Raw genomic sequence first — 22,493 nt, 5'->3', positions numbered from 1 at the left:
GGTCTTTTATTTTTTTATTTAATTGCTTATACTTCATATGGGAGCTCCTTTTAGTCGGGTGGGCTCCTTTTATTATACAAAAACAACCGCACCTTGGTGGTGCGGTTGAGATTTGAATTTAGGAAAAGACTCCGTCAGGAGCCTTTTTTATACTAATTTAAGTGTTGTGAGGCAAGTGCCGTCTGTGTCTTGTGTTGTGAATGTGGTAGAGGCACTTTGGTCAAAATAGGTAACTGTGATGGTTGCCTCAATATCACGGGGTAACCAGATACCGGCAAAACCATTTGCCGCTGTTTCTACCGTATCATCGAAAAGTATCGTGCCATCATCTTGGGTTACTAGAACTTCGAATTCCCGTTTGGGCAGTTCACCTTGGCAACCTGTTGGAACATGATTAAAGCAAGGATGTGTTTGCTCCATATAAGGTGCAAATGAGAGATAGAAGTCTTCGTTATCAAGATCAATGTTGATACTATCTTTATCGTTTTGGAGGCTTAAAGTTGAAGGGGAAATCTGTGCTTGTAAATCATCAGGCTTATTAGGGTTGGATTCTAGGTAATTCACTAATGATTGTGTATCCATAGATTCTAGTTGATAGTTCGCTAAGAATTCAGTTTGGGTTGGTTTGTTTGATCCCCATAAGAACCATGCACCGACAAATGCAAAAGTAAAGGTCGTGATTGCAATAAGTATTTTTTTATATTTCATATCTAATTCCTCGTTTCAATTTAGTTAAGTGTATGGTATACTGACCATAGTATAGGTCCTTTAAGTCAAGACAGAGAGCTTGATAAGGTACGCAAATCTTCGCTTACAATTTTTTGTGAGGCTGGCTACCGATAACTTAAAGGCACTCTAGGGTGTCTTTTTATATGGAACCGTACACTACAAAGGAAAGAGGAAGATTTTTATGGAGAAGCAGTCATTGTTAATTGGAATCTCTGAGAAACCAAAAACAAAACTCGAGTGGTTTGTATTAAGTGTTCAACACGTCTTTGCAATGTTTGGAGCGACAATTTTAGTCCCGATTCTAACGGGGTTAGATGTAGGGGTGTCGCTGGTTGCAAGTGGGATAGGAACCTTAATCTACATTGTTTGTACAGGAGCTAAAGTTCCGGTTTATTTAGGAAGTAGCTTTGCATATATTTCAAGTATCGCAACTGCAATCGCCGTAACTGGTGGTCCAGAAAGCGCGTATGTAGGCTTAATGACCGTCGGTCTTATTTATGTGTTAATTGCATTTATTATTTCATTTACAGGATCAGCATGGATTCGTAAACTATTGCCGCCAGTTGTTATTGGTCCAATGATTATGATCATTGGGTTGTCACTCGCACCAACCGCAGTTCAAGAAACAGGACTTATGGGTATCGATATCTTGCTCGAACAAGGGAAATACGTTGGTGTTGCAGGTGCAGCGTGGAAAGTGCCATTAGTGGCTTTCATTACATTCGCAACCGTTGTGGTAATCTCGATGCGTGGAAAAGGATTCTTGCAAATTGTTCCATTCTTAATAGCCATCGTTGTTGGATACATTTCAGCCGTGGTCTTAGGATTGGTCGATCTATCACAGGTCTTTACTGGATATTCGTTCTTCCAAATTCCAAACTTTAAATTCGTTGGTTCGTATCAACTTGATTTCTCATCAGTTGTTGCCTTTGCTCCGCTTGCACTCGTAACGATTGCGGAACACATTGGCGATCACATCGTGTTAGGGGAAATCGTTGATGAAGATTTCCTTGAAACACCAGGTCTCAGTAAAACAATTCTCGGTGATGGTATTGCGACATTTGTATCCGCTGCAATTGGTGGACCAGCAAATACGACCTATGGTGAAAACACGGGTGTTATTGCGATGACACGTGTCGGTTCGGTTTGGGTTATCGGTCTAGCTGCTATCATTGCGATTTGCCTTGGCTTCCTTGGATACGTACAAGCATTTATTTCAAGTATTCCATGGGCAGTAATTGGTGGTATGACAATCATTCTTTATGGATTGATTGCATCCAATGGCGTCAAAGTACTCATCAAAGATCGAACAGATTTAGGAAATATGAAAAACTTAGTGATTGTCTCAACCATGCTAGTAATTGGCTTGGGTGGCGCAACGTTAAAAATTACACCACAGACAACTTTAAGTGGCATGAGCTTAGCAGCCATTTGTGGTATCGTGTTAAACCTTGTGCTAAGTGCACTCGAATCGAAAAAAGAAATCTTGGATTAACCAAGATTTTTTTTATTGATTCCAACCACGATGTGAGCCGTTGCCGCTTTGTCCGTTGCCGTGGCATCGTTCGCCACGAGATTCATGCCATTGTTGTGCTTGTTCGGGTGCTCTCGTGGAATCATTGTTTCCATTGCGGTGCATACCGCGATGTCCATCATAATTCATGGGATGATCCTCATTATGATGTCCCCACGTTGCATCACGAACTTCTTGAGTTGGTGTTGTTGGTTCTGGGGTTGTTGTCGAATCGGCCGCGAAAATGGCGTTCATTGACAATGCACTTCCCATAAAGAGTGCCCCCACCCCAGCAATAACTTTCAGTTTTGAATGTTTCATGTGCTCCATTCCTCCTTACACCATCATCCTAACAAGTAATTATGACGAAACCATGACAAATATGACGAAAATGAGTCTAAAAGTCACAGAGTTCGAAATACAATATGATACGATAGTCACAAGGTGATAAACATGAAAAAAATATTGATTGCGGATGATTCCGATAAAATTAGACACATACTCAATGAATATCTCGTTAAAGAAGGTTATGAAGTGATTCAAGCACGTGATGGAAATGAGGCTCTTGATGCCTTTGCCCAGGACAGTTTTGCGATGATTTTGCTTGATGTGATGATGCCTTTTAAAGATGGATTTGAAGTATGCAAAACGATTCGAGAAACATCGAATGTTCCCATCATCATGATTACAGCTCGCGGGGATGACTATGACCGTATCATGGGCTTGGATATGGGGGCAGATGACTATGTTGTGAAACCGTTTGTACCAGCTGAAGTTATGGCTCGCATCCGGGCAATTTTGCGCCGTATTGGACCAAGCGATACGCATAACCAAATTACCTATGACACCTTGCGTGTAAACTTGGATGATTTTGAGGTGAGCGTTGCGAATCAGCCAGTGTCACTAACCAAAAAAGAAATTGAAATATTGTGGACCATGATGCAGCATCCGAATCAAGTATTTTCGCGTGATCAATTGTTAGATAGTGTGTGGGGAATTGATTATTATGGCGATTTCCGTACTGTTGATGCTCATATTAAGCGACTCCGTGCTAAACTTTCTCCGTATGAATCGGAAACATGGTCAATTGCGACGGTTTGGGGCGTTGGCTACAAGTTTGAGGTTAATCACCATGCACTATAAAATGACACAAAAATTAGTGGGCTATTTTGCAATTACGTTACTAGTCTTTGCAATTATCATTGGTGTGACCTTCTCCATGATGTTTCGGCAATCAACCCTTGATCAATCCCGTACAGACTTGGAATTTCGCGCAAAGACAATTGCGAATTCGGTATCGCCCTACCTTGAGAGTTCCAGTTCAAATAACAAACATGGCTCAATGATGCGGAATCGTGACTTGAGCACTTATTTAGAATCGCTAGAAGCATCGACGGTTGGAGAAGTCTGGGTCGTTGATAAGGAAATGAAATCAATCAGTAGGGGTCAAGGCCATAATAATGCCACAACCCAACTTTCAGACTTGCCAGAAGATAGTGAACGAATGATTAAGCAAGCTTTATCTGGGTTTACCGTTTATAGTGATGGCTTTAGTGAAATGCTAAATTCGGAGTCAGTGACTGTCGGTGTTCCAGTACAAAATGGTGATGGTCAAATTGTAGGTGCAGTGCTTGTTCACTCTCCAATTGCTGGTATTGATGCAGTTATTCAACATGGGTATCATGTTTTAAGCATTAACATTGCTGTTGCATTGGTGCTGTCGGTTGTTGTTGCTTACTTCCTATCCATTCGATTTGTAAGACCGTTGAAACGGATGAGTGAAACATCAAAAGCGTTAGCCATGGAAGACTACACTGTACAAACCAATGTGCATCAACATGACGAGATTGGCGAACTTGCGGCATCCATTGATACATTAGCCGTACGTTTGAACGAAGCATCACAGGCTCGAGACCGTCTTGACCACATGCGACACGAATTTTTTGCAGACATCTCCCATGAATTAAAAACACCAGTCACAATTTTACGAGGGTCTCTCGAAGCGATGCGTGATGGTCAAGTGGAAACACCTGAAAAACGTGAAGAGTATGAAGAAAACATGCTTCAAGAAGTGATACACTTACAGAAATTGATTAATGACTTGCTTGATTTTTCCAAATTAAATACGACCGACTTTGTGTTAGAGAAAGACGTTGTAAATCTGCATGATATTGTGGGTGACGCAATACGGTCACTACGTCCTGTTGCGCTACAAAAAGCGATAGAAATAAGCTATGAAAAAGAAACAGTACCATTTGCTCTGTATGGTGATTATGCGCGATTACGGCAGATGATCACAATAATTCTTGATAATGCTATAAAATTTTCAGATCCGCATGCGACCGTTACCCTTCAACAGAAAGGGGATATGCTAAGTATCTCGGATACAGGTAAAGGGATCGCTTTGGAAGAAATTCCGCATATTTTTAATCGTTTCTATAAAGATCAAGGAACACACAATGAGTTAGGTAATGGAATTGGCCTCGCAATCGCACAACAGATTGCGAAACGTCATATGATTGATATAATAGTGGAAAGTGTTCCACACGAGGAAACCACATTTACATTTGTGTTGACGCACAATAGACAGGACATTGATTATGGAAACTAAAGAAAGAAAAGAACGGGCAATCCTTGTTGGGATTGACTTTGCGAAATCGGATTATCGTATTGAAGCATCGATGCAAGAACTTGCGAATCTTGTTGATGCAGCAGGAGCAGAGGTTATGGCCTTGACAACACAAGCACGCGAACGTCGCGACAGTGCCACGTATATTGGAAGTGGTAAAGTTGCGGAAGTAGCGGCATTGGTGGAAGCTTATGAAGCCGACATGGTTGTTTTTAATGGTGAACTCTCGGGATCGCAGACACGTAATCTCGAAGCACTGATTGGTGTTAAAATTGTCGACCGTACTAATCTCATTCTCGATATATTTGCTGGCCGTGCCAATACTAAGGAAGGAATGCTGCAAGTCCAATTGGCACAATTAAAGTACCGTTTACCACGTCTTGTTGGCTACAGTGATTATTTATCACGACAAGGTGGTGGAATTGGAACACGAGGTCCTGGAGAACAAAAATTAGAAACTGACAAACGCCACATTCAACGCAATATTACCCATATCCAAAACGAACTGGAGAAGGTTGTAGGGCATCGTGAAACAACACGAAAACAACGCCTTAAATCAAGTCTTCCAATTATTGCTTTAGTTGGGTATACCAATGCGGGTAAATCAACCATCATGAATGGCATTCTCACTCATAGTGGAGAAACGAAAACAGTTGAAGCCAAAGACATGCTTTTCGCCACTTTGGATACGACGCTGCGACGTGCGCGCTTAAACAACAATCAGTCCATTCTTTTGACAGATACAGTTGGATTTGTCTCCAACTTACCCCATGCGTTAGTCGCAGCCTTTAAGAGTACACTTGAAGAAATTCGTTTTGCGGATGTCATTCTCCACGTCGTGGATGCATCCAATCCAGATTTAGATATTCAAATGGATACCACCGAAGCAATCATGCGTGACTTGGAAGTTCTCAATAAACCTATCATCACTGTCTATAATAAGGTGGATCTTGCATCCGATGTAGATTATCCTGTTGGATATACGATGTCAAATCGTGTATATATGAGTGCTCATAACCCGGAAGATATCGATTTGTTGATTGACTTGATTGAAGATGCACTTGCAGACAAGTTTAAGAAAGCATCCGTATTTTTAAAATTTGAAGATCTGGGTATTTTAGATTATTTTGCGTCCACATATGATATTGGAGATATCGAGTATGATGAAAAGGGTGCTCATTTCAAAGTGGTACTAACCCAAGAGGACTATGAACGCTACGCACAATACATCGTTAAATAAAAAGAACACCGCGAAAGCGGTGTTTTGACTTTATTGGGAAATGCGGTGGTTCATTTCGATGAGTTCAGACTCAGTAAGATAACGCCATTCTCCTGGTTTTAGGTTATCCAAAGAAACATGCATAATCCGAATGCGTTTTAGGGATGTAACACGATATCCGAGGGATTTTGTCATGCGACGAATCTGGCGGTTTAAGCCTTGTTTGAGAATAATTTTAAAGGTTTTGGGACCAATCCGTTCAACGTCACAAGCTTGAGTTATTTCATGGGTGTGTGCTGCTTGATTGTAAATCTCGACACCCGATTGCATTTGATTGATAAATTCTTGATCGAAAGTCTTATGAACAGACACTATATATTCTTTGTCATGTCCGTACTCTTCCCGTAAAATTTTATTTACGATGTCGCCATCGTTTGTCATCAAAATTAAACCATACGAATCTTTGTCAAGTCGACCAATTGGAAAGATAGTTGACTCATAGTTCATGAAATCAACAATGTTGCTAGGGTCTTTGGAGTCAGTTGTACTTGTTATTCCAACGGGTTTATTGAGCGCAATGTAGACAAGATCATCCGCTTTTTTAATTGTTTCACCACGAACACTCACTGTATCCTGGGGAAAAACTTGTGAACCTACTTCAGCAACTTGTCCGTTTATCATGACAAGACCGTCTTGAATTAAACGGTCAGCACCTCTTCGTGATGCATACCCGGATTCACTGATAAATTTATTGAGACGAAGCGAGGCACTGGTTTCGTGACGAATAATACCTTGCTTTTGTTTGAGGGTGGTATCCTTTTGTACTGCGTGTTTCATGTTAGTGCTCCTTATAATATTTACCTTGCCACGTATTGCGAGCAAGCATGAGTTTATCGATTTCGTTTAATACGATAGTTTTTCGTCGCGTCCATTCTGGTGCTAACAAGTCAGATCCAATGCCGTCACCAGTTAGACGAGCAATGACCATCGTTTCAGGGAGACGCTCAAGTTGTTGAACGACTAAATCAACATAGGTTTCCATCGACATAATTTCAAAAGGATTCTTTGAATACTGATAACCAAGCTTGGTGTCCTTGATAATATGAAGCATATGAATTTTTAACATATCTGGATTTAACTGGGCAACATAGTCACACGTTTCAAGCATCATATCTGTTGTTTCAACTGGAAAACCATTGATTATATGGATACAAGTCCGAATCCCGGCCACTTTCAATTTGGTAATGCATGATGCCACGGAGTCTAAGTCATGGCCACGATTCATCCATACACCCGTTGTTGGATGCATACTTTGCAAACCAATCTCAATTGTCAGATCTTTCTGTTTTGCTTTGGAGGCAAAATAAGCAATTTTGTCATCGTCAAGACAGTCTGATCGTGTGGCGATATCAATGCCAACAAACCGATCATCCTCAAAAAATGGATCATACAACGCTTTTAAAGCATCAAGGCTATCGTGGGTATTGGAGTATGCTTGGAAATAAGCAATTCTTTTAGCGTTAGGCCATTTCCGAAGCATGATTGCTTCGGAGTGATCGATTTGTGCTTCAAGATCTGGGTCTTTGAGAATCATATCCCCAGAACCCCGTGCAGAACAAAAATTACAGCCACCACTGCCACATGTTCCATCCCGATTAGGACATGTAAAACCAGCGTCGATACTGACTTTAAATGCTTTGGAACCGTACGTTTTCTGGGTGAAATAATTATAAGTATAGTAACGCTTATTGTCGTTTGAATATTTGAATGGATTAAGAGTTTTCATGTATGTATTTTATCACGTATATTGTAAACTACAAAGGGTCAATATTTGGTATAATAAGAGTACACTCGAAATATCTTGGAGGGAGATTACTATGGCAGTAGAACAAGTCTTATTACGACTTGCAATGGTTACATTATTTTCAGGTATTATCGGTTATGAGCGTGAGGTAAATAATGCACATGCCGGCTTGAAAACCCATATGATTGTTGGTGTTGGAGCAACAATCGTAGCTTTAATTCAACAAGAAATTGCAGCAACAGCACTTGCTGAAGCACTTGCCTATCCAGAATTAACTGGAGTTTTACGCTCGGACCCTGCTCGTCTTATTGCGCAGGTTGTCAGTGGTATTGGTTTTCTGGGAGCAGGAACCATCATCGTTACCAAACGCAACATTTCGGGATTAACGACCGCAGCATCAATTTGGTCAGTCGCCTGTTTAGGACTTGCCGTGGGGATGGGATACTATGAAATCGCTGTATTGGGATTTGGTTTCCTCTTCTTAATTTTATTTGTAACACGTCGCTTTCAAAACCTTTCGTTTTCAGAGCGCGTGCACGTCAAGTATATTGGTGGACAAGAAACATTAGACGATATAGAACGTGTTTTTGAATCGATGGATGTTCAATTCCAACAAGTCAACTATCGTGTTGATATGTTTGGTAATGAACGTGTTTATACAAGTATTTTTGAAGTGCAAGGTAACCGCCGTTTTTCATTCAGCGAATTCGTAAGTACGATGGCCCTCAAGAGTACGGTTATTAGTGTTCATGCAACAAATTTAGAATAGAGGAATAAGATGACAATTCGTATTGCAGAGAATAAAGATGCACCCCGTATCCATGAACTGTTGGTTCAAATTGTGAATCATCATCATGATCTATACCCTGAACGTTTTCCCAAAGACACGCCGAAATACTCAGTCACTGAAGTACAAGGTTTGATCCAAAATCCGCAGATGAGTGTATGGGTCTACGAACATAATGAACTCGTAGAAGGATATATGATTGGATGGATGGATGGAGAGGTTTTCTTTGTCGATGATATTTGTGTTAATGAAGCGGCACGTGGTCTAAAGATTGGTCATCAACTTATGGCCTATCTCGAAACTCAAACAGAAACTGCACCATTTACTGAAGTTCGTTTAAATGTATGGACGAAAAATACAGCAGCCATTAACTTTTATGAGAAAGAGGGCTATGAGCCTCTTAAATACGTACTAACAAAAAAAATTGAGCGCTAAGCTCAATTTTTCATTTTACTTGAAATATATTGATTTCATAAGGTTGCATCACGTCAAGATGATGAACATAATTTGATAGAAGTGGATTGTAGTTTCCGGTTCTTTGATGACGCAAAATCGTAGTTTCCGATAAATTCATTTGAACAAAATATCGACGTCCTTCATAGACTCTAAAATATGCGAAATAATTTTTTGTTGCTTCGTACACAAATTCAACATCACCATAAATAAATGCTGGGTGTTTTTTTCGTAATGCAATTAGAGTTTTGTAGAAATGATAAATCGAATGTGGATCACGCATCGCATCCTCAACGTTGATGTGAGCATTGCGATTGTCGTTATGAATCCACGGCTCACCCGTACTGAAACTGCCATCTTTTGTCCACGCTACAGGAACTCGTGCGTGATCTCGTGAACCTGCAACGATATGACTGAAAGCCTCATAGGTTGCCATGCCATCTTGAACGAGTTCATGGTATTTTTGAATGGACTCCACATCTCTGAAATCTTCAAGGGATCGGAATTGTTGGTTAACCATTCCAATTTCTTGCCCTTGGAAGATGAATGGAGTACCTTTAAGTGTTAACAATAAAGTCGCAATCAATTTTCCTAAAGCTTCACGGAAAACAGGGTTTTTATTCACCTTAGAAATCATCCGCGGATTGTCATGGTTTTCGAAGAAGAGTGCCATCCAGTAATGATTTCCATAGTGCTTCATATAGTCCACAATGTAGGCTTTGTAGTAATTGAGGTCATATTTATATTTATCAAACCGAACATGTCCAGGTGTTTCGAGATGGTCAAAGTTGAATACCATATCCAATGCTTGGCGATAGTCACCGCTCAAAAGCTTGGCCATTTCCATTCCAATACCAGGAGTTTCCCCAACCGAAAAGGCATGGTAAGGTGCGAAAGCGTCTCGATTGAGTTGATTCAAGTAGCGGTAGAGGTCAGGACCAAAGAAATAATGTTCAATGCCAGTAAAGCCCATCATGTCACCAATAATTTTACTTCCGTCAGGGAGGCCGTCTCGTTTGGAGATATAATTAATTACGTCCAAGCGAAAACCGTCGATCCCTTTGTCCAGCCACCATTTGACCATATCGGTGATTTCTTGGCGCATTGCACCATTCGTCCAATTCAAATCCATTTGTTTCTTAGAAAAAAGATGGAGAGCCCAGACATCCTGTTCGGGATAGTAATTCCATGCGGGACCACTAAAGAAGGAAGTCCAATTATTCGGTGGTGTACCATCACGATTTGGTCTGATAAAATAATAATCGCGTTTGGGGGAGTTGGGATCATGAAGTGCTTCTTGGAACCAAGCATGTTCGTCCGATGTATGATTCACAACCAGATCCATAATGATACGCATACCACGTTGATGGACCCCCTCTAACAAGGCATCAAAGTCAGTCATTGTACCAAAATCTTGCATGATTTTATGATAATCGCGAATATCATATCCGTTATCATCATTTGGCGAATCATAAATTGGTGAGAGCCAAAGGGCATCAACCCCAAGTGCTTTTAGATAATCCAGTTTTTCGATAATTCCCTGCAAATCCCCAATACCATCACCATTACTATCTTTAAACGAGCGTGGATAAATCTGATAGAAAACGGCCTCTTTCCACCATTTCGCGTCAGCATCCACACCATCATTGCGCGGCAATTCTGTCTCAGTGTTCAAAAGCAGCAGTGCATTGTCAAAAAATGCTTGATCCAAGCGGTCTTTCGCTAAGCGATGGATAGATTCTAGTGTGAGTTTACCAATCACTGGATTTTCAATGAGTTTACGAGAGATACCCAATTGGAGTAAGACCTTGTATACAATATCTTTTCCGATGGGATGGTCTAAAATATCGTGAATTGTTGATTTCATTGTGAATGTTTCCATAAGATACCGTCCTTTATAAAATTATAGCATAAGTGTCATGATAACGCGGTGAATCAAAAAAACATTCTCATTGAGAATGTTAAGCATTATTTAATGTGTCACGGTACTCGGGTTTCCGTTCAAACTCACTGACAGCGAATGAGCAGAGGGGAATAATTTTCTTGCCAGTCGCACGGGCATCTTCAACAACACGTTCAATAAGTTGGGTAGCAAGGCCTTGTCCTTTATATGCGTCATCTACGTGGGTTGAAGCAATGATGATGAGTGAATCACCAGCACTGGACAATTCTACAGCACCAACTTCGTGCTCGTTATCCATAATGTAAAATCGATCGTTTCCTTTTATAATTTCCATCTTATTTATCCTTTCTAATGTATTTTAAGGCACCACTTGGGCATGAATCAATGAGTGCAGCAATTTCATCGGCGGGTGCGTTATCGGCAAGAATCCATGGTCGACGGTTGGTGTCGAAAACGTCATGCAATCCACGAACACAGACTCCGGAGTGAATACAAATACTGCCGTTAAAGAAAATATCAATAGTCTCACCTGAATATTTGCGATACCCCTGATCAATCAATTCTTTTTCTGTCATCTTAAGCGCCTCCTTTTCATTAATTATAGGGTCTTCCTTGGCAATCTACAAATTTGTGAAAAACCATTTGAAATCAAATTTCATCATTGCACAACGAATGTTAAAATTTTCAGTCAAATTCGTGGGAATGCAAAGAAATTATCAGTACAATAAGGGTATAGTGGAGGTAAACTATGAAATTAGAAGCAATCATCAACGACCCATCACGTATTAAGGTAAATGAAGCAGTTCCATTTGAAATCCTTAATGATGATTACGTTGGCAAAAGTGACGGTGTTCACGCAGTGCTTTATCCGATTACCCATGAGGAAGTAGTCGCCGCAGTAAAGTATGCAATTCACCATGATTTAAAAATAATAGCCCGCGGTTCCGGAACCGGACTTTCAGGTGCAACCGCTCCTGTAGCTCATGAACTTGTCCTTGATTTATCGCGCATGAATCGCATTCATGGCTTAGATGAAAGTACCATGACACTCACAGTCGAACCGGGTGTTCAACTTCATGAAATTCAAGAATATGTAGAATCCAAAGGATACTTTTATCCCCCTGATCCCGGATCAAAGAACTCATCAATTGGAGGAAATGTCGCAACCAATGCTGGTGGGATGCGTGCAGTTAAATATGGCGTCACACGTGATTACGTTAAAGCACTTCGGACCGTTCTAGCAACAGCAGAGACACTTGAACTTGGAAGTATTAATGTAAAATCCAGTTCGGGTTATGATTTAAAAGATTTATTCATCGGTTCCGAAGGAACCCTCGGAATTACTACACGAATTGATTTAAAAGTAATTCCACTACCAAAATATAAGAAATCATATGTCGTTGCCTTTGAAGATTTGACGTTGGCGACACGTGCAGTTGCTGCAATTCTTCAAGAAGGTATTGACCCAACAGCATTAGAATTTTTTGAGCGCGATATGATGGATTTAAGTGTTGCTCAAACAGGTATCACATTCCCTGTCGCAGTTGGGAAATCTTACTTACTTCTTACACTTGATGGCGATACTGAGACATCGATTGCAAGCCGTGAGATTGAACTGCAGCGTGTAGTCACAGAACACCAGGCGATGGCATTTATGCCACTCAATTCCGAGGAACTCGAGCACAATGTCTGGAAACTACGAGACAATTTACTTGCAGCAGTTGTTAACTATACCGAGCAGGTTACCATGGATGAAACAGTTCCAATCAACCATGTCGCAACATTATATGAATATACAAAAGATTTAGAAGCAGAATACGGTGTTCAACTCATGAGCTTTGGTCATGCTGGGGATGGAAATCTTCATACCTGTGTAATGCGTGGTGATTTGGATCAAGCAGCGTGGACAGAAAAGAAAGCCATCGTACTGGAAAAACTTTACGATCGCATTGCAGAATTGGGTGGACTTCCTTCAGCAGAACATGGCATTGGATTAATTAAAAAGCCCTATTTCCATAAAATGACGCAACCTTTATATTTGGAGATGATGCGAAAGATTAAAATTGCATTTGATCCAGAAAATAGACTGAATCCAACAAAAGTAATCTAACCATCTTACAAAAATGTACGTTGTATTATTAAACTAATACAGATATAATGGTATTAGAAACGAGGTGTAAACTATGGAAACACATACACAAACAAATGAATTTATTGACATCTTTATGTTGAACAACGGGAAGTACTTTCCTAGTTCACAGCGTCACGAGATTGTACAACGACTACGACTCATGCCTGAAGATCGCATGCGTTATGTTAGTACATTAGATTTTAAGGATCCGACCGTATCCTTGATTATTTCAGCAGTTGGGGGCACTCTTGGTATCGACCGATTCTTCATTGGCGATATTGGTATGGGGTTATTAAAACTATTTACTGCAGGTGGATGTGGCGTGTTATGGTTGATTGATCTATTCTTGATACAAGAGCGTACACGTGAAATCAACTATCAAAAAATGAACGAATTCCTTCGTTACTAGCATGTTTAGCGATTTAAAAAAAATACCACAACGACTGTATGTAGGCTTAGGGGTGACAGCGATTGCGTATGCTTTATTCTTTATGCTAACGCCCTATACCTGTCCAATTCGTGCGATAACGGGTGTACCTGATCCTTTTTGCGGGACGACCCGCGCATGGTTGGCTGCACTTCAAGGAAATTTTGGAGATGCATTTTGGTATCATCCACTCTTTCTTTGGGCACCTTTACTGTTGCTAGTTATCATTTTATACATGTCGACACATAAAGAACGGTATCTATTTTTAAGTGTGGTAGGTGTCTCAGCCTTTTTGATTATCTATCTCATACGACTAACATTATTTGTCATTCCTTAAGGAGCATTGTGTATACAAGCTCCTTTTGCGTTTTAGTTACGGCCGGAGGTCTTATGAAAAAAATCTACCCAGTAATTGCTGTGGCACTACTTGTGGGGCTAATCACCTATTTTCCACCCTATGTGACGACTCAAAGTCCAACGGATGTTGCGGCTGGTGCGACACCACCGCTTGGTGTTGTGCGGGATGGAAATTCATATAAGGTATGGAATGTGCAACATATCGGTATAATATTGGTTGTTGAAGGTCTAGCAACCCTTGCAATGGTTGTACATGAACAGAAAAAAACCACATCGTAGCAATGACGCGAAATGTGGTTTTTTACTATTATTTTAAGTAAGCAATTCCTAAATCAATAGTTGCTTGAATCGCATCTTCATGGGTGCGTTCAAAGCTATGCGAAGCATCGACGCCTGGACCAATTAATCCAACACGGATATCATGACCAGCCCGTAATGCTGCTGAACCGTCCGATCCGTAAAATGGATAAATATCAATATTGAAAGGAATTTGATTTTCTTGAGCCAAAGTAACAAGACGTTTCTTCAATTCGTAATCGTATGGGCCTGAGCTATCTTTGGCACAAATGGTGACAGAGTACTCATCAGATGTTTGCCCAGAACCAGGAGCTGCCATATCAACTGCTATAAACTCTACAGTTTTTTCAGGAATTGCGGCAGATGCACCATGACCAACTTCCTCATAGTTTGAAATAAAGAAATGAGTTGTGTGAGCAGGCTTGATATTATTTTCGACGAAATAAGCAGCCATTCCAAATAGAGAAACGACACACGCCTTGTCATCCAAGTGACGTGATTTAATAAAGCCAGAAGGGCTTACGACTGTTCGTGGGTCAAGGTGAACAAAATCACCGACACGAATGCCTAAATCTAAGACATCTTGTTTGGTAAAGACTTTTTCGTCAATGCGTACGATAAGTGTATTTTCGTTACGTTCTGTTGCATTCGTTTTCGCACCATGAACATGTGATGAGGCAACGGTTGTGATAATGCTACCTGTATAAAAAGATGCATCCAATGTCTCAACTGTAACATGTTCTCCTTCAATCGTCGTCCATGCATAACCACCAATTTGTGTTAATTTTAGACTTCCGTCCGCAGTAATTTCTTTTACTTGAGCACCCAATGTGTCAACGTGAGCGGATAGCGTGATATGCGCATCATCATTAATTCCAGGTAATGTAGCGATTAAAGCACCTTTATTTGTGAGTCGTGTCTTCAAACCCATTGTTTCAAATTTTGATGCAACAAATTGAATTGCAGCTTCTGTATGTCCAGTAGGGCTTTTAATGTTTAATAAAGTAACTAAATCTTCGATAATTGTGTTCATATATAATCTCCTTTACAACTTATTATAGGCTTGAATTGATGCAGTAGCAAGCCACAAAAAAAGGAGGTTACCCTCCTAAACAAGTTTTAAGTAGTCGCCATATCCTTCGGCTTCCATGTCATCTTTTGGGATGAATCGCAATGCTGCAGAGTTAATACAATATCGCAAACCACCTTGTTCACGTGGTCCATCGTTAAAAACGTGACCCAAATGCGAATCAGCATTGAGAGAGCGCACTTCAATACGATGCATGTTGTGCGTGAAGTCCTCTATTTCATGAACTTTCTCAATGGGTTTTGTGAATGATGGCCATCCACATCCAGCATCGTACTTATCTTTTGATGAAAAGAGTGCTTCACCACTCACGATATCAACGTAAATTCCACGTTCATAAAAATCATCATACTCTCCAGTAAATGGACGTTCTGTGGCACTGTTTTGTGTTACTTCGAACTGAATGGGAGTTAGTTTATCTTTGAGATTCATAGTCCCGTTCCTCCTTGGATTCAATATCCAATAATTTTACTTTTAGATCGAGCCCTCCTGTAAATCCATGCAATCCACCATCTTTTCCAATGACGCGATGGCATGGTGTAACAATCATGATTGGGTTCTTACCAATAGCACTTCCGACAGCACGTACTTTTTTAACATCACCCAATGCTATGGCAACGTCGGAATAGGACCATGTCACGCCATAAGGGATGGTATTTAAAACTTGCCATACCGATTTTTGAAAATCCGTACCTTGTGGCGCAAGTTTCCACGAGAAAGTATCTAAAGTACCTGCTTGATAACGAGATAATTCATCCACTTCAAGTTCGAATGCTCGAGCGTCCTCGACAGCTGTTGGTGCATACTTTTGGAAATCCGCATAACTATTTCCGAAATAGCGCACACCTCGATCATCTTTAACAATATAAAATGTAGTACCTAGACATTCAAATGATGTATATTTCATGGTCTCACCTCTAAAGAAATTATATCATAAGTCGAAACCGAAACGTTTAAAGTTACTTTCATTTTCTTATCACACAGAAAGGCGTATACTTTAGGTATAGGAGGATTTGATATGAATAATTTATATGAAGCAGTTAGCACATTTTTGGCAGACCAAATTGTGGTCGGCATGAAGATTCACAATATCCACTGGTTTATGGTTGGTGAAGGATTTTTCCCAATGCATAAACAAATGGACGAATTCTATGATGAAGCAGAAGAAAGAATTGATACTGTAGCTGAGCGTTTACTTGTTATTGGATCACGTCCGCTAGGTAGCTATAAAGCAATTCTTGATCGCACAAGCATCAAAGAACTTGGAGATCATGATATTACGGCAATAGAAGGTATTAAGCATTTGATTGTTGATTTTGAAACGTTAAACAATCAAGCGCTTCGTGTCATCAAGCTTGCAGAAGAAAATGACGATCCAGGAACTGCAGATCATTTTACGGCGATTTCCCAAGATTTAGGAAAATCATTGTGGATGATGAAATCTTACATTAAGTAAGACCATAAATAATTATAAATGGTGACAAAAGGGCAATACCGACGATGGTATTGCCCTTTATAGTGAGTAAAATTAAAAGTCCCAAGTGTTAAGCATCTGTGTGACCCATTTGCATAAATCAAGACTTGCTTTGTTAGCAATGGCAACAACCTCATCGTGAGAATGTTTGCCAGTTCGAAGGCCAGTGGCCATATTCGTAATAACAGATATGCCTAATACGTCTAAACCAAGATAGTTTGCAACAATTGTCTCAGGAACAGTTGACATACCAATTGCATCACTACCAAGCTTGCCGTACATGCGGATTTCAGCTCGCGTTTCATAGTAAGGGCCTTGGAAGAATGTATAGATCCCTTCCTTATACTCTATATTAAGACCGTGTGCGGTATGACGTGCGTGATCACGGAGTTTTGAACTGTAAGGTTCCGACATGTCAGGAAAGCGTGGACCTAGACGATCATCGTTGGGTCCGACGAGGGGGTTTGTTGATACACCATTAATGAAATCATCAATAATCATCAAATCACCAGGCTTAAATGTTGGGTTAATACCACCACATGCATTAGTGACAATGAGACTTTCGATTCCAAGTGCTTTCATAACATAAATTGGATAGGTTACTTCTTTCATTGGGAAACCCTCATAAGCGTGGAAACGTCCTTGCATGACGACAAGTTCTTGAGAGCCAATGGTTCCAAAAACGAGGTTACCGGCATGACCGACTAGGTGAGACTGCGGAAAATGGGGGATGTCAGCATATGAAATGGTATGGTGAACCTCCATTTCATCGACTAGACTTCCTAGACCACTTCCAAGAATAATCCCAATTCGGGGTTTAGCCGCAGTAATCTGTTGAATAAATGCAGTAGATTCATTGATTTGATTATAGAACATAAGTGTCTCCTTTTTCTCTATTATAACCATATCACAAAGAAAAGACTATTTTTGTGAAAAAAGGTAGTGAAACTAACGAGATAGCGATATTATTTCACACTTCAATATACTCCAAATAGGACAAAATGATTGCAATGGCGTAAATCCACAGATATAATACGAAGTATCATAGCCAAAAAGGGGTAAGGTTTATTCATTTTGATTTCACTTTAAACAATATAATCTTTCATTTTATACATAAACATGAAGATAATATTAAATTTATAGCTAATGTTAGTGAAATTGTGAAAATAAGTTGAAATAAACAACTTACGGTGGTAGTATTGGTAGGTATGAAAAAAAGGAGATATTATTTTAATGAAGAATTCAAAGAAAGTAAGTATTAGCGTCTTAATCTTACTGGCACTGTTATTAACAGGATACACATGGTCATACTGGAATGCTGGTACGATCAAACCCCACCTAACTGAAAATGGCGAAAACACAGTTGTATTAGGAGCGGCTAAGAATCAAGAAGTCGAAACAACGTTAACGATTGCTCCTGGATCAACAACGAAACCATTGATTCCTGCTAATATTTATAACAAACTATCCGAAGGCGAACGCTCAACGTTTAGTCCCGAAGCTGCACTAACAATTAATGCAACATGGACTGAAAATCAAATCGGTAAAGAAATTGCATCAGGTGCACAGGGAACAATCAAAGCTGAAATTCTCGGTGTTTCCATTGATGGAATTGACGTTAACCATACTGACAACAAGATTGCAACATCACTCATCAAACCAGCATTTGACAAAACGATGCCAACAATTACTTTGAATGATCCAACAGGTACTCCAATTGGTTTATCAGTGACTATGAATGAACCTAAAAATAAATCAGAATACGAAGCAATTGCAAACAAGACTATTAAAGTTAAAGTGCGCTTATCAGTAACTCCGTTATAGGTACTATTGAATGATTGCGCGAGTGTTGATAGGGATTCTAAGCATCTTAGGATGTTTAATTGTATCTACTAAAACGTATAGTTATTGGCAATCATATGGCGTTAGCTCAGCAAGTAATACTGTCGAATGCTCTGTTACAATTCATGATTACCTCGGTATCATGACACTAACGAAGGATTATGATCTCTTAAAAGATTACGATTTAAATCGTAAATACCGTATCGGTGAATTATTCGAATCACGAGGCGATATTTATGTGGTTGTTAATCCAGTCGAATCAGGAATTCACCGTGAACCATCGCGAAACCCTGACGACGTATCCCCCTTCAGAATATTATCTGATTCGGTACCCGAAGACGTGTCGCACAGATATTTACATGGTTTTTACACCTTCAATGACTACCATATCAGTCGGTTTGAAGATGGAAAACGTATAATGTATGAAGATATTACAACCTATCTCTTTGATGCTACCAAACGCTATAGAACTGGATATGCTGCTGTTGCATTGAATCGCAACAATCCCCAGGCGTATATAAATCCCAAATTTAAAGGGAAGAATCAAGTTGTGTGGTACAAAGATAAGCTTTACATCACGAATCAAGACTATGATGGCTCAAGTCGACCAGTTCCTGGTGAATCAAAAGGATGGACTTCATTAAATGATCCAGTTTTTAATGAAAACTATCTGTATGTAAAATACAAAGGATACCCTGTATCTGTTGTAATGAATGAAAATGGAAAAAATATTGTTTATCAACTGCGAACGAAAAGCAACAAAGACCCTCAAACTGGTGAATACATCAAACCAGGTGAAAATGAAACAGTTTGGGCGTTACGAAGTGGAGAAACGTATGAACAAAAAAGAAACCACTAAACGACGTGAGGTAGGATCTATCGCATTCTACCTTATCATCGCTATTTTAGCGTTGTTAATTGGAGCAATACGTTTTTTTCCAAACGTAATGTCGCATGTCGTTAAACATAGTACCTATGTGGTTATCAGCGACAGCATGACACCTGTGATTAATGTAAATGATTTAATTGTTGTCAAAAAAGTAGCTCCCGAGACCTTAAAGGTAGATGATATTATTACTTTTGATGTCGATATAGATGGAGACGGCACACTCGAGCTGGTTACACATTATATTGCGGAAATTGATGGAAATAACTACAGAACAAAACCAAATGTAAGTGAAACGATGGATACCTGGATTATTCACGGTAATCAAATTCGTGGAAAAGTTGTTATGACAATACCTAAAGTAGGTCATCTGCTTATCCCACTTTACAACAATGCGGTGCCAATTCTCTTGGTCGCATTAACTGCAATTGTATTGACCATAGTACATGTCTACTATGAAAAAGATGAAGATTCCCCAAAAGATGATTTAGACACATTGCGTGTTTAAGTCGTTTTTTGGTATCTGAGTCGAGACTAATTAACAAATAGAAGAATCATTGAGGGGAAGTAATGAAACGCGATAAGTTAATTGCTTTAATTTCACTATCTGTTTTAGCGTTATTGTTAACAGGCTTTACGTGGAGTTATTGGTTTGATGGAATTGTATCACCACCATCAAAAGTAACACAGACAAATACAATGAAAATTGGAAGCGGTGATACGGTAACCGTATCAACACAAATTGGCGATTTAAATATATTTAAAAATACAGAGCTACCACTTGTTCCAAAAGGAAAAGCCGTTGATGGAAAGTCGGTTGATACATTAGAAACAGGATACTCAGTATCTTGGGAAGAAGATGGAACAGATTTTGCGACAGGGCATCCAGGAACGCTACAGATTGTTTATAGCAATTTTCGATTTGAAAAAAATATCGATGGAATCACAGAAAAGCGAGATGATGAGTCCTATCTCAATCTTATTCTCTTTTCGGGAACACCTATCACAGCAAATCGTGATACATCAAACTCGAATTGGGTAAATGAAATATCATTTGGTGCAACTCGTGACATTTACCTGGGCGATGGCAATCCCCAAGCGTTTAAGCATGATTTTCAGCTTGGGATGCCGCCAACGAAAGAGCATTATGACTTTATAAAGGAATCTACGATAGCGTTTGACATTAGCATCACGGTAACGCCACAATAAGGAGTCCCAACTATGAATGTAAAAAAATACACGCCATTGTTCATGATCGTCATTCTGATCACAATGACGGTGGGTGTCAAAGCCATGTGGGACACATTTGATGTTGCACAAACCCACAAAAAATCGAAAATTTCAATGCACATTGGTGATTTTTCATCGCCTTTTGGAAATCCCATTCCCAAATATGTCCCGGGAAATAGATATGCCGCAGGTACTATCGTACAAGATGATCAGGGCTTTTACTATCTTATTAAGCAAGATATAGATGAAACGAAATCGTATGACCTAGCGTGGTATAATCACAAAGTCATGTCCATTTATAACAGTAATTTGGGCTCGTTTAATCCGCAAAATCATCCAAACGAAGGATATACAGTATCTGGAGATATAGCATATTTCTATAAAAATGGATCGTTTAATGCGCAACAGGTTGCGTCGTACCTTACATTTTCGAATCGAAAGTATACTAAGACTCAAGTAATTCCTAAGAACCCGTTTGATGGACAATCTGTAGTATATTTTGAGAACATTGTGTACATTGCGAATCAGAAATATAAACAAGGTCATGTCCCTGGAATCGATGTTGGTTGGACACCGATGAATCATGTCGAGTATATGGAAAATGCCTTGTATACAAAGTCCTTACAGGGTGAAGTAGTTTCCGTGCGTTATGGCGAGGCTACATATACACTACTTACGACTGATAACTATAAAAACAAGGGTGTTGTGGCACCAGGTGATGATGACCGTATCTGGAAAAAAGTGAGCTAAAAAAAGTGTTGACCATATCTGAAGGTCAACACTTTTTTATTAGATGGATTCGATTTGTTGTTCCGTAACACGCGTAAGGCGTTTAAATTTCGGTGGTAAGGGTGAGATGAATTCCATGACTTTACCAGATTTTGGGTGTTTCAAAATCATACGATAAGCATGCAATCCCATACGCTTGATAGGATTGGTCTTCGCATCGTACTTACGATCGCCAATAATTGGGTGACCAATATCCAACATATGCACGCGAATTTGATTTTTGCGGCCTGTATCGAGTTGGACTTTGAGCAGTGAAAATTTTTCGCTTCTACGAATGACACTGTAGTGTGTGATGGCTTCTTGCCCAGTAGTTGTTGAATACATGTGTGTTGTTTTATTTTCACGAAGGAAAGATTTAATCGTATCATTTTCTTTTTGAACACGACCTTCAACAATCGCGATATAAGTGCGGTCAAGAACCGCTCCATTCCAATCATCTTGGTACATTTTCTTGACACGCTCGTTTTTTGCAAACATTAGAACGCCAGACGTATCCTGATCAAGGCGGTGGACAACAAAGATTCTGTTCTTAGAATTTTGTGTTTTAACATAATCACTTGCAAGCCGATAAGCGGTTAGTTCTTCATTCTTATTCGTTGCAACTGTTAAGAGTTTATAAGGTTTGTCGATGACAAGAATTTCATTATCTTCATACAAGATCTGTAGTGGCGTATCGCGTTGTTGATTATGTGAGACGATTGTGATTGTTTGCCCTACATAAACAGGGTCATCAAACTGTGTTGTGACCTCATTGTCGATAGAAATACATTCATGTTTTAGTAATGATTTAACTTTTGACCGGCTGTATGCTAGATCAGCGCTCAAAACTGTATCTAAAACTTCACCATCGCGGACTACTTTAATTGTATGTTTCATAAATTACCTCATTTCGTATTTCATTATGACAGAAAACACCTTAAATAGATAGTATCCTTA

The 22,493-nt window shown here is 39.7% G+C and carries 28 protein-coding genes; 16 read left to right on the top strand and 12 right to left on the bottom strand.

Going from position 1 to position 22,493, the window contains the following annotated elements; all coding sequences use genetic code 11:
- Nucleotides 1-147 precede the first annotated feature (147 nt).
- On the bottom strand, nt 148-708 hold the full coding sequence (locus GVV20_RS09110; protein ID WP_159740870.1) for a CueP family metal-binding protein: 561 nt from the start codon (nt 706-708) through the stop codon (nt 148-150).
- Between the two features lie 202 nt (nt 709-910).
- Between GVV20_RS09110 and GVV20_RS09105 the strand changes: the two genes are divergently transcribed.
- Nucleotides 911-2,224 carry a uracil-xanthine permease family protein gene (locus GVV20_RS09105; protein WP_159635754.1) on the top strand — a complete coding sequence of 438 codons (1,314 nt, stop codon included), beginning with the start codon at nt 911-913 and terminating at the stop codon, nt 2,222-2,224.
- 12 nt (nt 2,225-2,236) lie between these two features.
- On the opposite strand, the gene GVV20_RS09100 is transcribed toward GVV20_RS09105, so the two are convergent.
- A complete protein-coding gene (locus GVV20_RS09100; protein WP_159740869.1) occupies nt 2,237-2,563 on the bottom strand; it encodes a hypothetical protein in 327 nt (108 codons plus the stop codon).
- A 132-nt stretch (nt 2,564-2,695) separates the two neighbouring features.
- Between GVV20_RS09100 and GVV20_RS09095 the strand changes: the two genes are divergently transcribed.
- From GVV20_RS09095 to hflX, 3 genes are read left to right on the top strand one after another with little or no spacing between them, the layout of a single operon-like run.
- Nucleotides 2,696-3,385, top strand: coding sequence for a response regulator transcription factor (locus GVV20_RS09095; protein ID WP_159740868.1), 690 nt, complete (start codon nt 2,696-2,698; stop codon nt 3,383-3,385).
- Nucleotides 3,375-4,853, top strand: coding sequence for a sensor histidine kinase (locus tag GVV20_RS09090; protein WP_159740867.1), 1,479 nt, complete (start codon nt 3,375-3,377; stop codon nt 4,851-4,853). Before GVV20_RS09095 ends, GVV20_RS09090 begins: the two co-directional genes overlap by 11 nt.
- On the top strand, nt 4,843-6,111 hold the full coding sequence (gene hflX, locus GVV20_RS09085) for a GTPase HflX (protein WP_236261757.1): 1,269 nt from the start codon (nt 4,843-4,845) through the stop codon (nt 6,109-6,111). Before GVV20_RS09090 ends, hflX begins: the two co-directional genes overlap by 11 nt.
- A gap of 30 nt (nt 6,112-6,141) precedes the next feature.
- On the opposite strand, the gene GVV20_RS09080 is transcribed toward hflX, so the two are convergent.
- A complete protein-coding gene (locus GVV20_RS09080) occupies nt 6,142-6,927 on the bottom strand; it encodes a pseudouridine synthase (RefSeq protein WP_159740866.1) in 786 nt (261 codons plus the stop codon).
- Between the two features lies 1 nt (nt 6,928).
- The gene (gene mnmL, locus GVV20_RS09075) at nt 6,929-7,876 is read right to left on the bottom strand and encodes a tRNA modification radical SAM protein MnmL/YtqA (RefSeq protein ID WP_159740865.1); all 948 of its coding nucleotides are present in this window, start codon (nt 7,874-7,876) and stop codon (nt 6,929-6,931) included.
- A 91-nt stretch (nt 7,877-7,967) separates the two neighbouring features.
- Between mnmL and GVV20_RS09070 the strand changes: the two genes are divergently transcribed.
- Both GVV20_RS09070 and GVV20_RS09065 read left to right on the top strand, forming a co-directional pair.
- Nucleotides 7,968-8,663 (top strand): MgtC/SapB family protein, encoded by a 696-nt coding sequence (locus GVV20_RS09070; protein WP_159740864.1) that lies wholly within the window; start codon nt 7,968-7,970, stop codon nt 8,661-8,663.
- A 9-nt stretch (nt 8,664-8,672) separates the two neighbouring features.
- Complete coding sequence (locus tag GVV20_RS09065; protein ID WP_159740863.1) at nt 8,673-9,116, top strand: GNAT family N-acetyltransferase; 444 nt, start codon at nt 8,673-8,675, stop codon at nt 9,114-9,116.
- 10 nt (nt 9,117-9,126) lie between these two features.
- Here GVV20_RS09065 and GVV20_RS09060 read toward each other — a convergent pair whose 3' ends face one another.
- The 3 genes from GVV20_RS09060 to GVV20_RS09050 all read right to left on the bottom strand — a co-directional run bounded on the left by GVV20_RS09060 (nt 9,127) and on the right by GVV20_RS09050 (nt 11,612).
- Nucleotides 9,127-11,016 (bottom strand): glycoside hydrolase family 13 protein, encoded by a 1,890-nt coding sequence (locus tag GVV20_RS09060; protein ID WP_159740862.1) that lies wholly within the window; start codon nt 11,014-11,016, stop codon nt 9,127-9,129.
- Nucleotides 11,017-11,095: 79 nt separating this feature from the next.
- Nucleotides 11,096-11,371 carry a GNAT family N-acetyltransferase gene (locus tag GVV20_RS09055; protein WP_159740861.1) on the bottom strand — a complete coding sequence of 92 codons (276 nt, stop codon included), beginning with the start codon at nt 11,369-11,371 and terminating at the stop codon, nt 11,096-11,098.
- A gap of 1 nt (nt 11,372) precedes the next feature.
- Nucleotides 11,373-11,612 carry a (4Fe-4S)-binding protein gene (locus tag GVV20_RS09050; RefSeq protein WP_159740860.1) on the bottom strand — a complete coding sequence of 80 codons (240 nt, stop codon included), beginning with the start codon at nt 11,610-11,612 and terminating at the stop codon, nt 11,373-11,375.
- Nucleotides 11,613-11,785: 173 nt separating this feature from the next.
- On the opposite strand from GVV20_RS09050, the gene GVV20_RS09045 reads away from it, so the two are divergent.
- The 4 genes from GVV20_RS09045 to GVV20_RS09030 all read left to right on the top strand — a co-directional run bounded on the left by GVV20_RS09045 (nt 11,786) and on the right by GVV20_RS09030 (nt 14,231).
- Nucleotides 11,786-13,147 carry an FAD-binding oxidoreductase gene (locus GVV20_RS09045; protein ID WP_159740859.1) on the top strand — a complete coding sequence of 454 codons (1,362 nt, stop codon included), beginning with the start codon at nt 11,786-11,788 and terminating at the stop codon, nt 13,145-13,147.
- A gap of 73 nt (nt 13,148-13,220) precedes the next feature.
- On the top strand, nt 13,221-13,577 hold the full coding sequence (locus tag GVV20_RS09040; protein ID WP_159648799.1) for a TM2 domain-containing protein: 357 nt from the start codon (nt 13,221-13,223) through the stop codon (nt 13,575-13,577).
- Between the two features lies 1 nt (nt 13,578).
- Nucleotides 13,579-13,932 carry a DUF2752 domain-containing protein gene (locus GVV20_RS09035; RefSeq protein ID WP_159740858.1) on the top strand — a complete coding sequence of 118 codons (354 nt, stop codon included), beginning with the start codon at nt 13,579-13,581 and terminating at the stop codon, nt 13,930-13,932.
- A gap of 53 nt (nt 13,933-13,985) precedes the next feature.
- Entirely contained in the window at nt 13,986-14,231 is a 246-nt protein-coding gene (locus tag GVV20_RS09030; protein ID WP_159740857.1) for a hypothetical protein, read from the top strand.
- A gap of 28 nt (nt 14,232-14,259) precedes the next feature.
- Here the strand turns inward: GVV20_RS09030 and GVV20_RS09025 are convergent, their stop codons facing one another.
- The 3 genes from GVV20_RS09025 to GVV20_RS09015 form a co-directional block, all read right to left on the bottom strand.
- Entirely contained in the window at nt 14,260-15,282 is a 1,023-nt protein-coding gene (locus GVV20_RS09025; protein WP_159740856.1) for a M42 family metallopeptidase, read from the bottom strand.
- Between the two features lie 75 nt (nt 15,283-15,357).
- Nucleotides 15,358-15,768 (bottom strand): peptide-methionine (R)-S-oxide reductase MsrB, encoded by a 411-nt coding sequence (msrB, locus tag GVV20_RS09020; protein ID WP_159740855.1) that lies wholly within the window; start codon nt 15,766-15,768, stop codon nt 15,358-15,360.
- Nucleotides 15,752-16,243 carry a methylated-DNA--[protein]-cysteine S-methyltransferase gene (locus GVV20_RS09015; protein WP_159740854.1) on the bottom strand — a complete coding sequence of 164 codons (492 nt, stop codon included), beginning with the start codon at nt 16,241-16,243 and terminating at the stop codon, nt 15,752-15,754. Before GVV20_RS09015 ends, msrB begins: the two co-directional genes overlap by 17 nt.
- A gap of 111 nt (nt 16,244-16,354) precedes the next feature.
- Here GVV20_RS09015 and GVV20_RS09010 point away from each other — a divergent pair, with 111 nt between their 5' ends.
- The gene (locus GVV20_RS09010) at nt 16,355-16,792 is read left to right on the top strand and encodes a Dps family protein (protein ID WP_159740853.1); all 438 of its coding nucleotides are present in this window, start codon (nt 16,355-16,357) and stop codon (nt 16,790-16,792) included.
- A gap of 72 nt (nt 16,793-16,864) precedes the next feature.
- Here the strand turns inward: GVV20_RS09010 and GVV20_RS09005 are convergent, their stop codons facing one another.
- Nucleotides 16,865-17,686 (bottom strand): purine-nucleoside phosphorylase, encoded by an 822-nt coding sequence (locus GVV20_RS09005; RefSeq protein WP_159740852.1) that lies wholly within the window; start codon nt 17,684-17,686, stop codon nt 16,865-16,867.
- Between the two features lie 357 nt (nt 17,687-18,043).
- Here GVV20_RS09005 and GVV20_RS09000 point away from each other — a divergent pair, with 357 nt between their 5' ends.
- The 5 genes from GVV20_RS09000 (at nt 18,044) to GVV20_RS08980 (ending at nt 21,518) form a co-directional block, all read left to right on the top strand.
- Complete coding sequence (locus GVV20_RS09000; RefSeq protein ID WP_159740851.1) at nt 18,044-18,634, top strand: hypothetical protein; 591 nt, start codon at nt 18,044-18,046, stop codon at nt 18,632-18,634.
- A gap of 10 nt (nt 18,635-18,644) precedes the next feature.
- On the top strand, nt 18,645-19,511 hold the full coding sequence (locus tag GVV20_RS08995; RefSeq protein ID WP_159740850.1) for a hypothetical protein: 867 nt from the start codon (nt 18,645-18,647) through the stop codon (nt 19,509-19,511).
- A complete protein-coding gene (locus tag GVV20_RS08990) occupies nt 19,489-20,046 on the top strand; it encodes a signal peptidase I (protein WP_159740849.1) in 558 nt (185 codons plus the stop codon). The genes GVV20_RS08995 and GVV20_RS08990 overlap by 23 nt, the downstream gene beginning before the upstream one ends.
- A gap of 62 nt (nt 20,047-20,108) precedes the next feature.
- Nucleotides 20,109-20,747 carry a hypothetical protein gene (locus GVV20_RS08985; RefSeq protein WP_159740848.1) on the top strand — a complete coding sequence of 213 codons (639 nt, stop codon included), beginning with the start codon at nt 20,109-20,111 and terminating at the stop codon, nt 20,745-20,747.
- Nucleotides 20,748-20,759: 12 nt separating this feature from the next.
- A complete protein-coding gene (locus GVV20_RS08980; RefSeq protein ID WP_159740847.1) occupies nt 20,760-21,518 on the top strand; it encodes a hypothetical protein in 759 nt (252 codons plus the stop codon).
- A 39-nt stretch (nt 21,519-21,557) separates the two neighbouring features.
- Here the strand turns inward: GVV20_RS08980 and GVV20_RS08975 are convergent, their stop codons facing one another.
- Entirely contained in the window at nt 21,558-22,433 is an 876-nt protein-coding gene (locus tag GVV20_RS08975; RefSeq protein ID WP_159740846.1) for an RluA family pseudouridine synthase, read from the bottom strand.
- Nucleotides 22,434-22,493 lie beyond the last annotated feature (60 nt).

The sequence above is a fragment of the Erysipelothrix aquatica genome (assembly GCF_009828775.2).
Taxonomy (GTDB): domain Bacteria; phylum Bacillota_I; class Bacilli_A; order Erysipelotrichales; family Erysipelotrichaceae; genus Erysipelothrix; species Erysipelothrix aquatica.
The sequence above is the reverse complement of the archived record's forward strand: the minus strand, read 5'-3'. Positions and strand labels throughout refer to the sequence as shown.

Bases quoted from the DNA above. Each gene is read 5' to 3' on its own strand.
- GVV20_RS09080 (WP_159740866.1), bottom strand. From the start codon at position 6,927: ATGAAACACGCAGTACAAAAGGATACCACCCTCAAACAAAAGCAAGGT.
- msrB (WP_159740855.1), bottom strand. From the start codon at position 15,768: ATGAATCTCAAAGATAAACTAACTCCCATTCAGTTCGAAGTAACACAA.
- GVV20_RS09045 (WP_159740859.1), top strand. From the start codon at position 11,786: ATGAAATTAGAAGCAATCATCAACGACCCATCACGTATTAAGGTAAAT.
- GVV20_RS09090 (WP_159740867.1), top strand. From the start codon at position 3,375: ATGCACTATAAAATGACACAAAAATTAGTGGGCTATTTTGCAATTACG.
- GVV20_RS08995 (WP_159740850.1), top strand. From the start codon at position 18,645: ATGATTGCGCGAGTGTTGATAGGGATTCTAAGCATCTTAGGATGTTTA.
- GVV20_RS09105 (WP_159635754.1), top strand. From the start codon at position 911: ATGGAGAAGCAGTCATTGTTAATTGGAATCTCTGAGAAACCAAAAACA.
- hflX (WP_236261757.1), top strand. From the start codon at position 4,843: ATGGAAACTAAAGAAAGAAAAGAACGGGCAATCCTTGTTGGGATTGAC.
- GVV20_RS09035 (WP_159740858.1), top strand. From the start codon at position 13,579: ATGTTTAGCGATTTAAAAAAAATACCACAACGACTGTATGTAGGCTTA.
- GVV20_RS09000 (WP_159740851.1), top strand. From the start codon at position 18,044: ATGAAGAATTCAAAGAAAGTAAGTATTAGCGTCTTAATCTTACTGGCA.
- GVV20_RS09070 (WP_159740864.1), top strand. From the start codon at position 7,968: ATGGCAGTAGAACAAGTCTTATTACGACTTGCAATGGTTACATTATTT.
- GVV20_RS08975 (WP_159740846.1), bottom strand. From the start codon at position 22,433: ATGAAACATACAATTAAAGTAGTCCGCGATGGTGAAGTTTTAGATACA.
- GVV20_RS09015 (WP_159740854.1), bottom strand. From the start codon at position 16,243: ATGAAATATACATCATTTGAATGTCTAGGTACTACATTTTATATTGTT.
- GVV20_RS09040 (WP_159648799.1), top strand. From the start codon at position 13,221: ATGGAAACACATACACAAACAAATGAATTTATTGACATCTTTATGTTG.
- GVV20_RS09010 (WP_159740853.1), top strand. From the start codon at position 16,355: ATGAATAATTTATATGAAGCAGTTAGCACATTTTTGGCAGACCAAATT.
- GVV20_RS09100 (WP_159740869.1), bottom strand. From the start codon at position 2,563: ATGAAACATTCAAAACTGAAAGTTATTGCTGGGGTGGGGGCACTCTTT.
- GVV20_RS09060 (WP_159740862.1), bottom strand. From the start codon at position 11,016: ATGGAAACATTCACAATGAAATCAACAATTCACGATATTTTAGACCAT.
- GVV20_RS09050 (WP_159740860.1), bottom strand. From the start codon at position 11,612: ATGACAGAAAAAGAATTGATTGATCAGGGGTATCGCAAATATTCAGGT.
- GVV20_RS08980 (WP_159740847.1), top strand. From the start codon at position 20,760: ATGAATGTAAAAAAATACACGCCATTGTTCATGATCGTCATTCTGATC.
- GVV20_RS08990 (WP_159740849.1), top strand. From the start codon at position 19,489: ATGAACAAAAAAGAAACCACTAAACGACGTGAGGTAGGATCTATCGCA.
- GVV20_RS08985 (WP_159740848.1), top strand. From the start codon at position 20,109: ATGAAACGCGATAAGTTAATTGCTTTAATTTCACTATCTGTTTTAGCG.
- GVV20_RS09005 (WP_159740852.1), bottom strand. From the start codon at position 17,686: ATGTTCTATAATCAAATCAATGAATCTACTGCATTTATTCAACAGATT.
- GVV20_RS09110 (WP_159740870.1), bottom strand. From the start codon at position 708: ATGAAATATAAAAAAATACTTATTGCAATCACGACCTTTACTTTTGCA.
- mnmL (WP_159740865.1), bottom strand. From the start codon at position 7,876: ATGAAAACTCTTAATCCATTCAAATATTCAAACGACAATAAGCGTTAC.
- GVV20_RS09030 (WP_159740857.1), top strand. From the start codon at position 13,986: ATGAAAAAAATCTACCCAGTAATTGCTGTGGCACTACTTGTGGGGCTA.
- GVV20_RS09065 (WP_159740863.1), top strand. From the start codon at position 8,673: ATGACAATTCGTATTGCAGAGAATAAAGATGCACCCCGTATCCATGAA.
- GVV20_RS09025 (WP_159740856.1), bottom strand. From the start codon at position 15,282: ATGAACACAATTATCGAAGATTTAGTTACTTTATTAAACATTAAAAGC.
- GVV20_RS09055 (WP_159740861.1), bottom strand. From the start codon at position 11,371: ATGGAAATTATAAAAGGAAACGATCGATTTTACATTATGGATAACGAG.
- GVV20_RS09095 (WP_159740868.1), top strand. From the start codon at position 2,696: ATGAAAAAAATATTGATTGCGGATGATTCCGATAAAATTAGACACATA.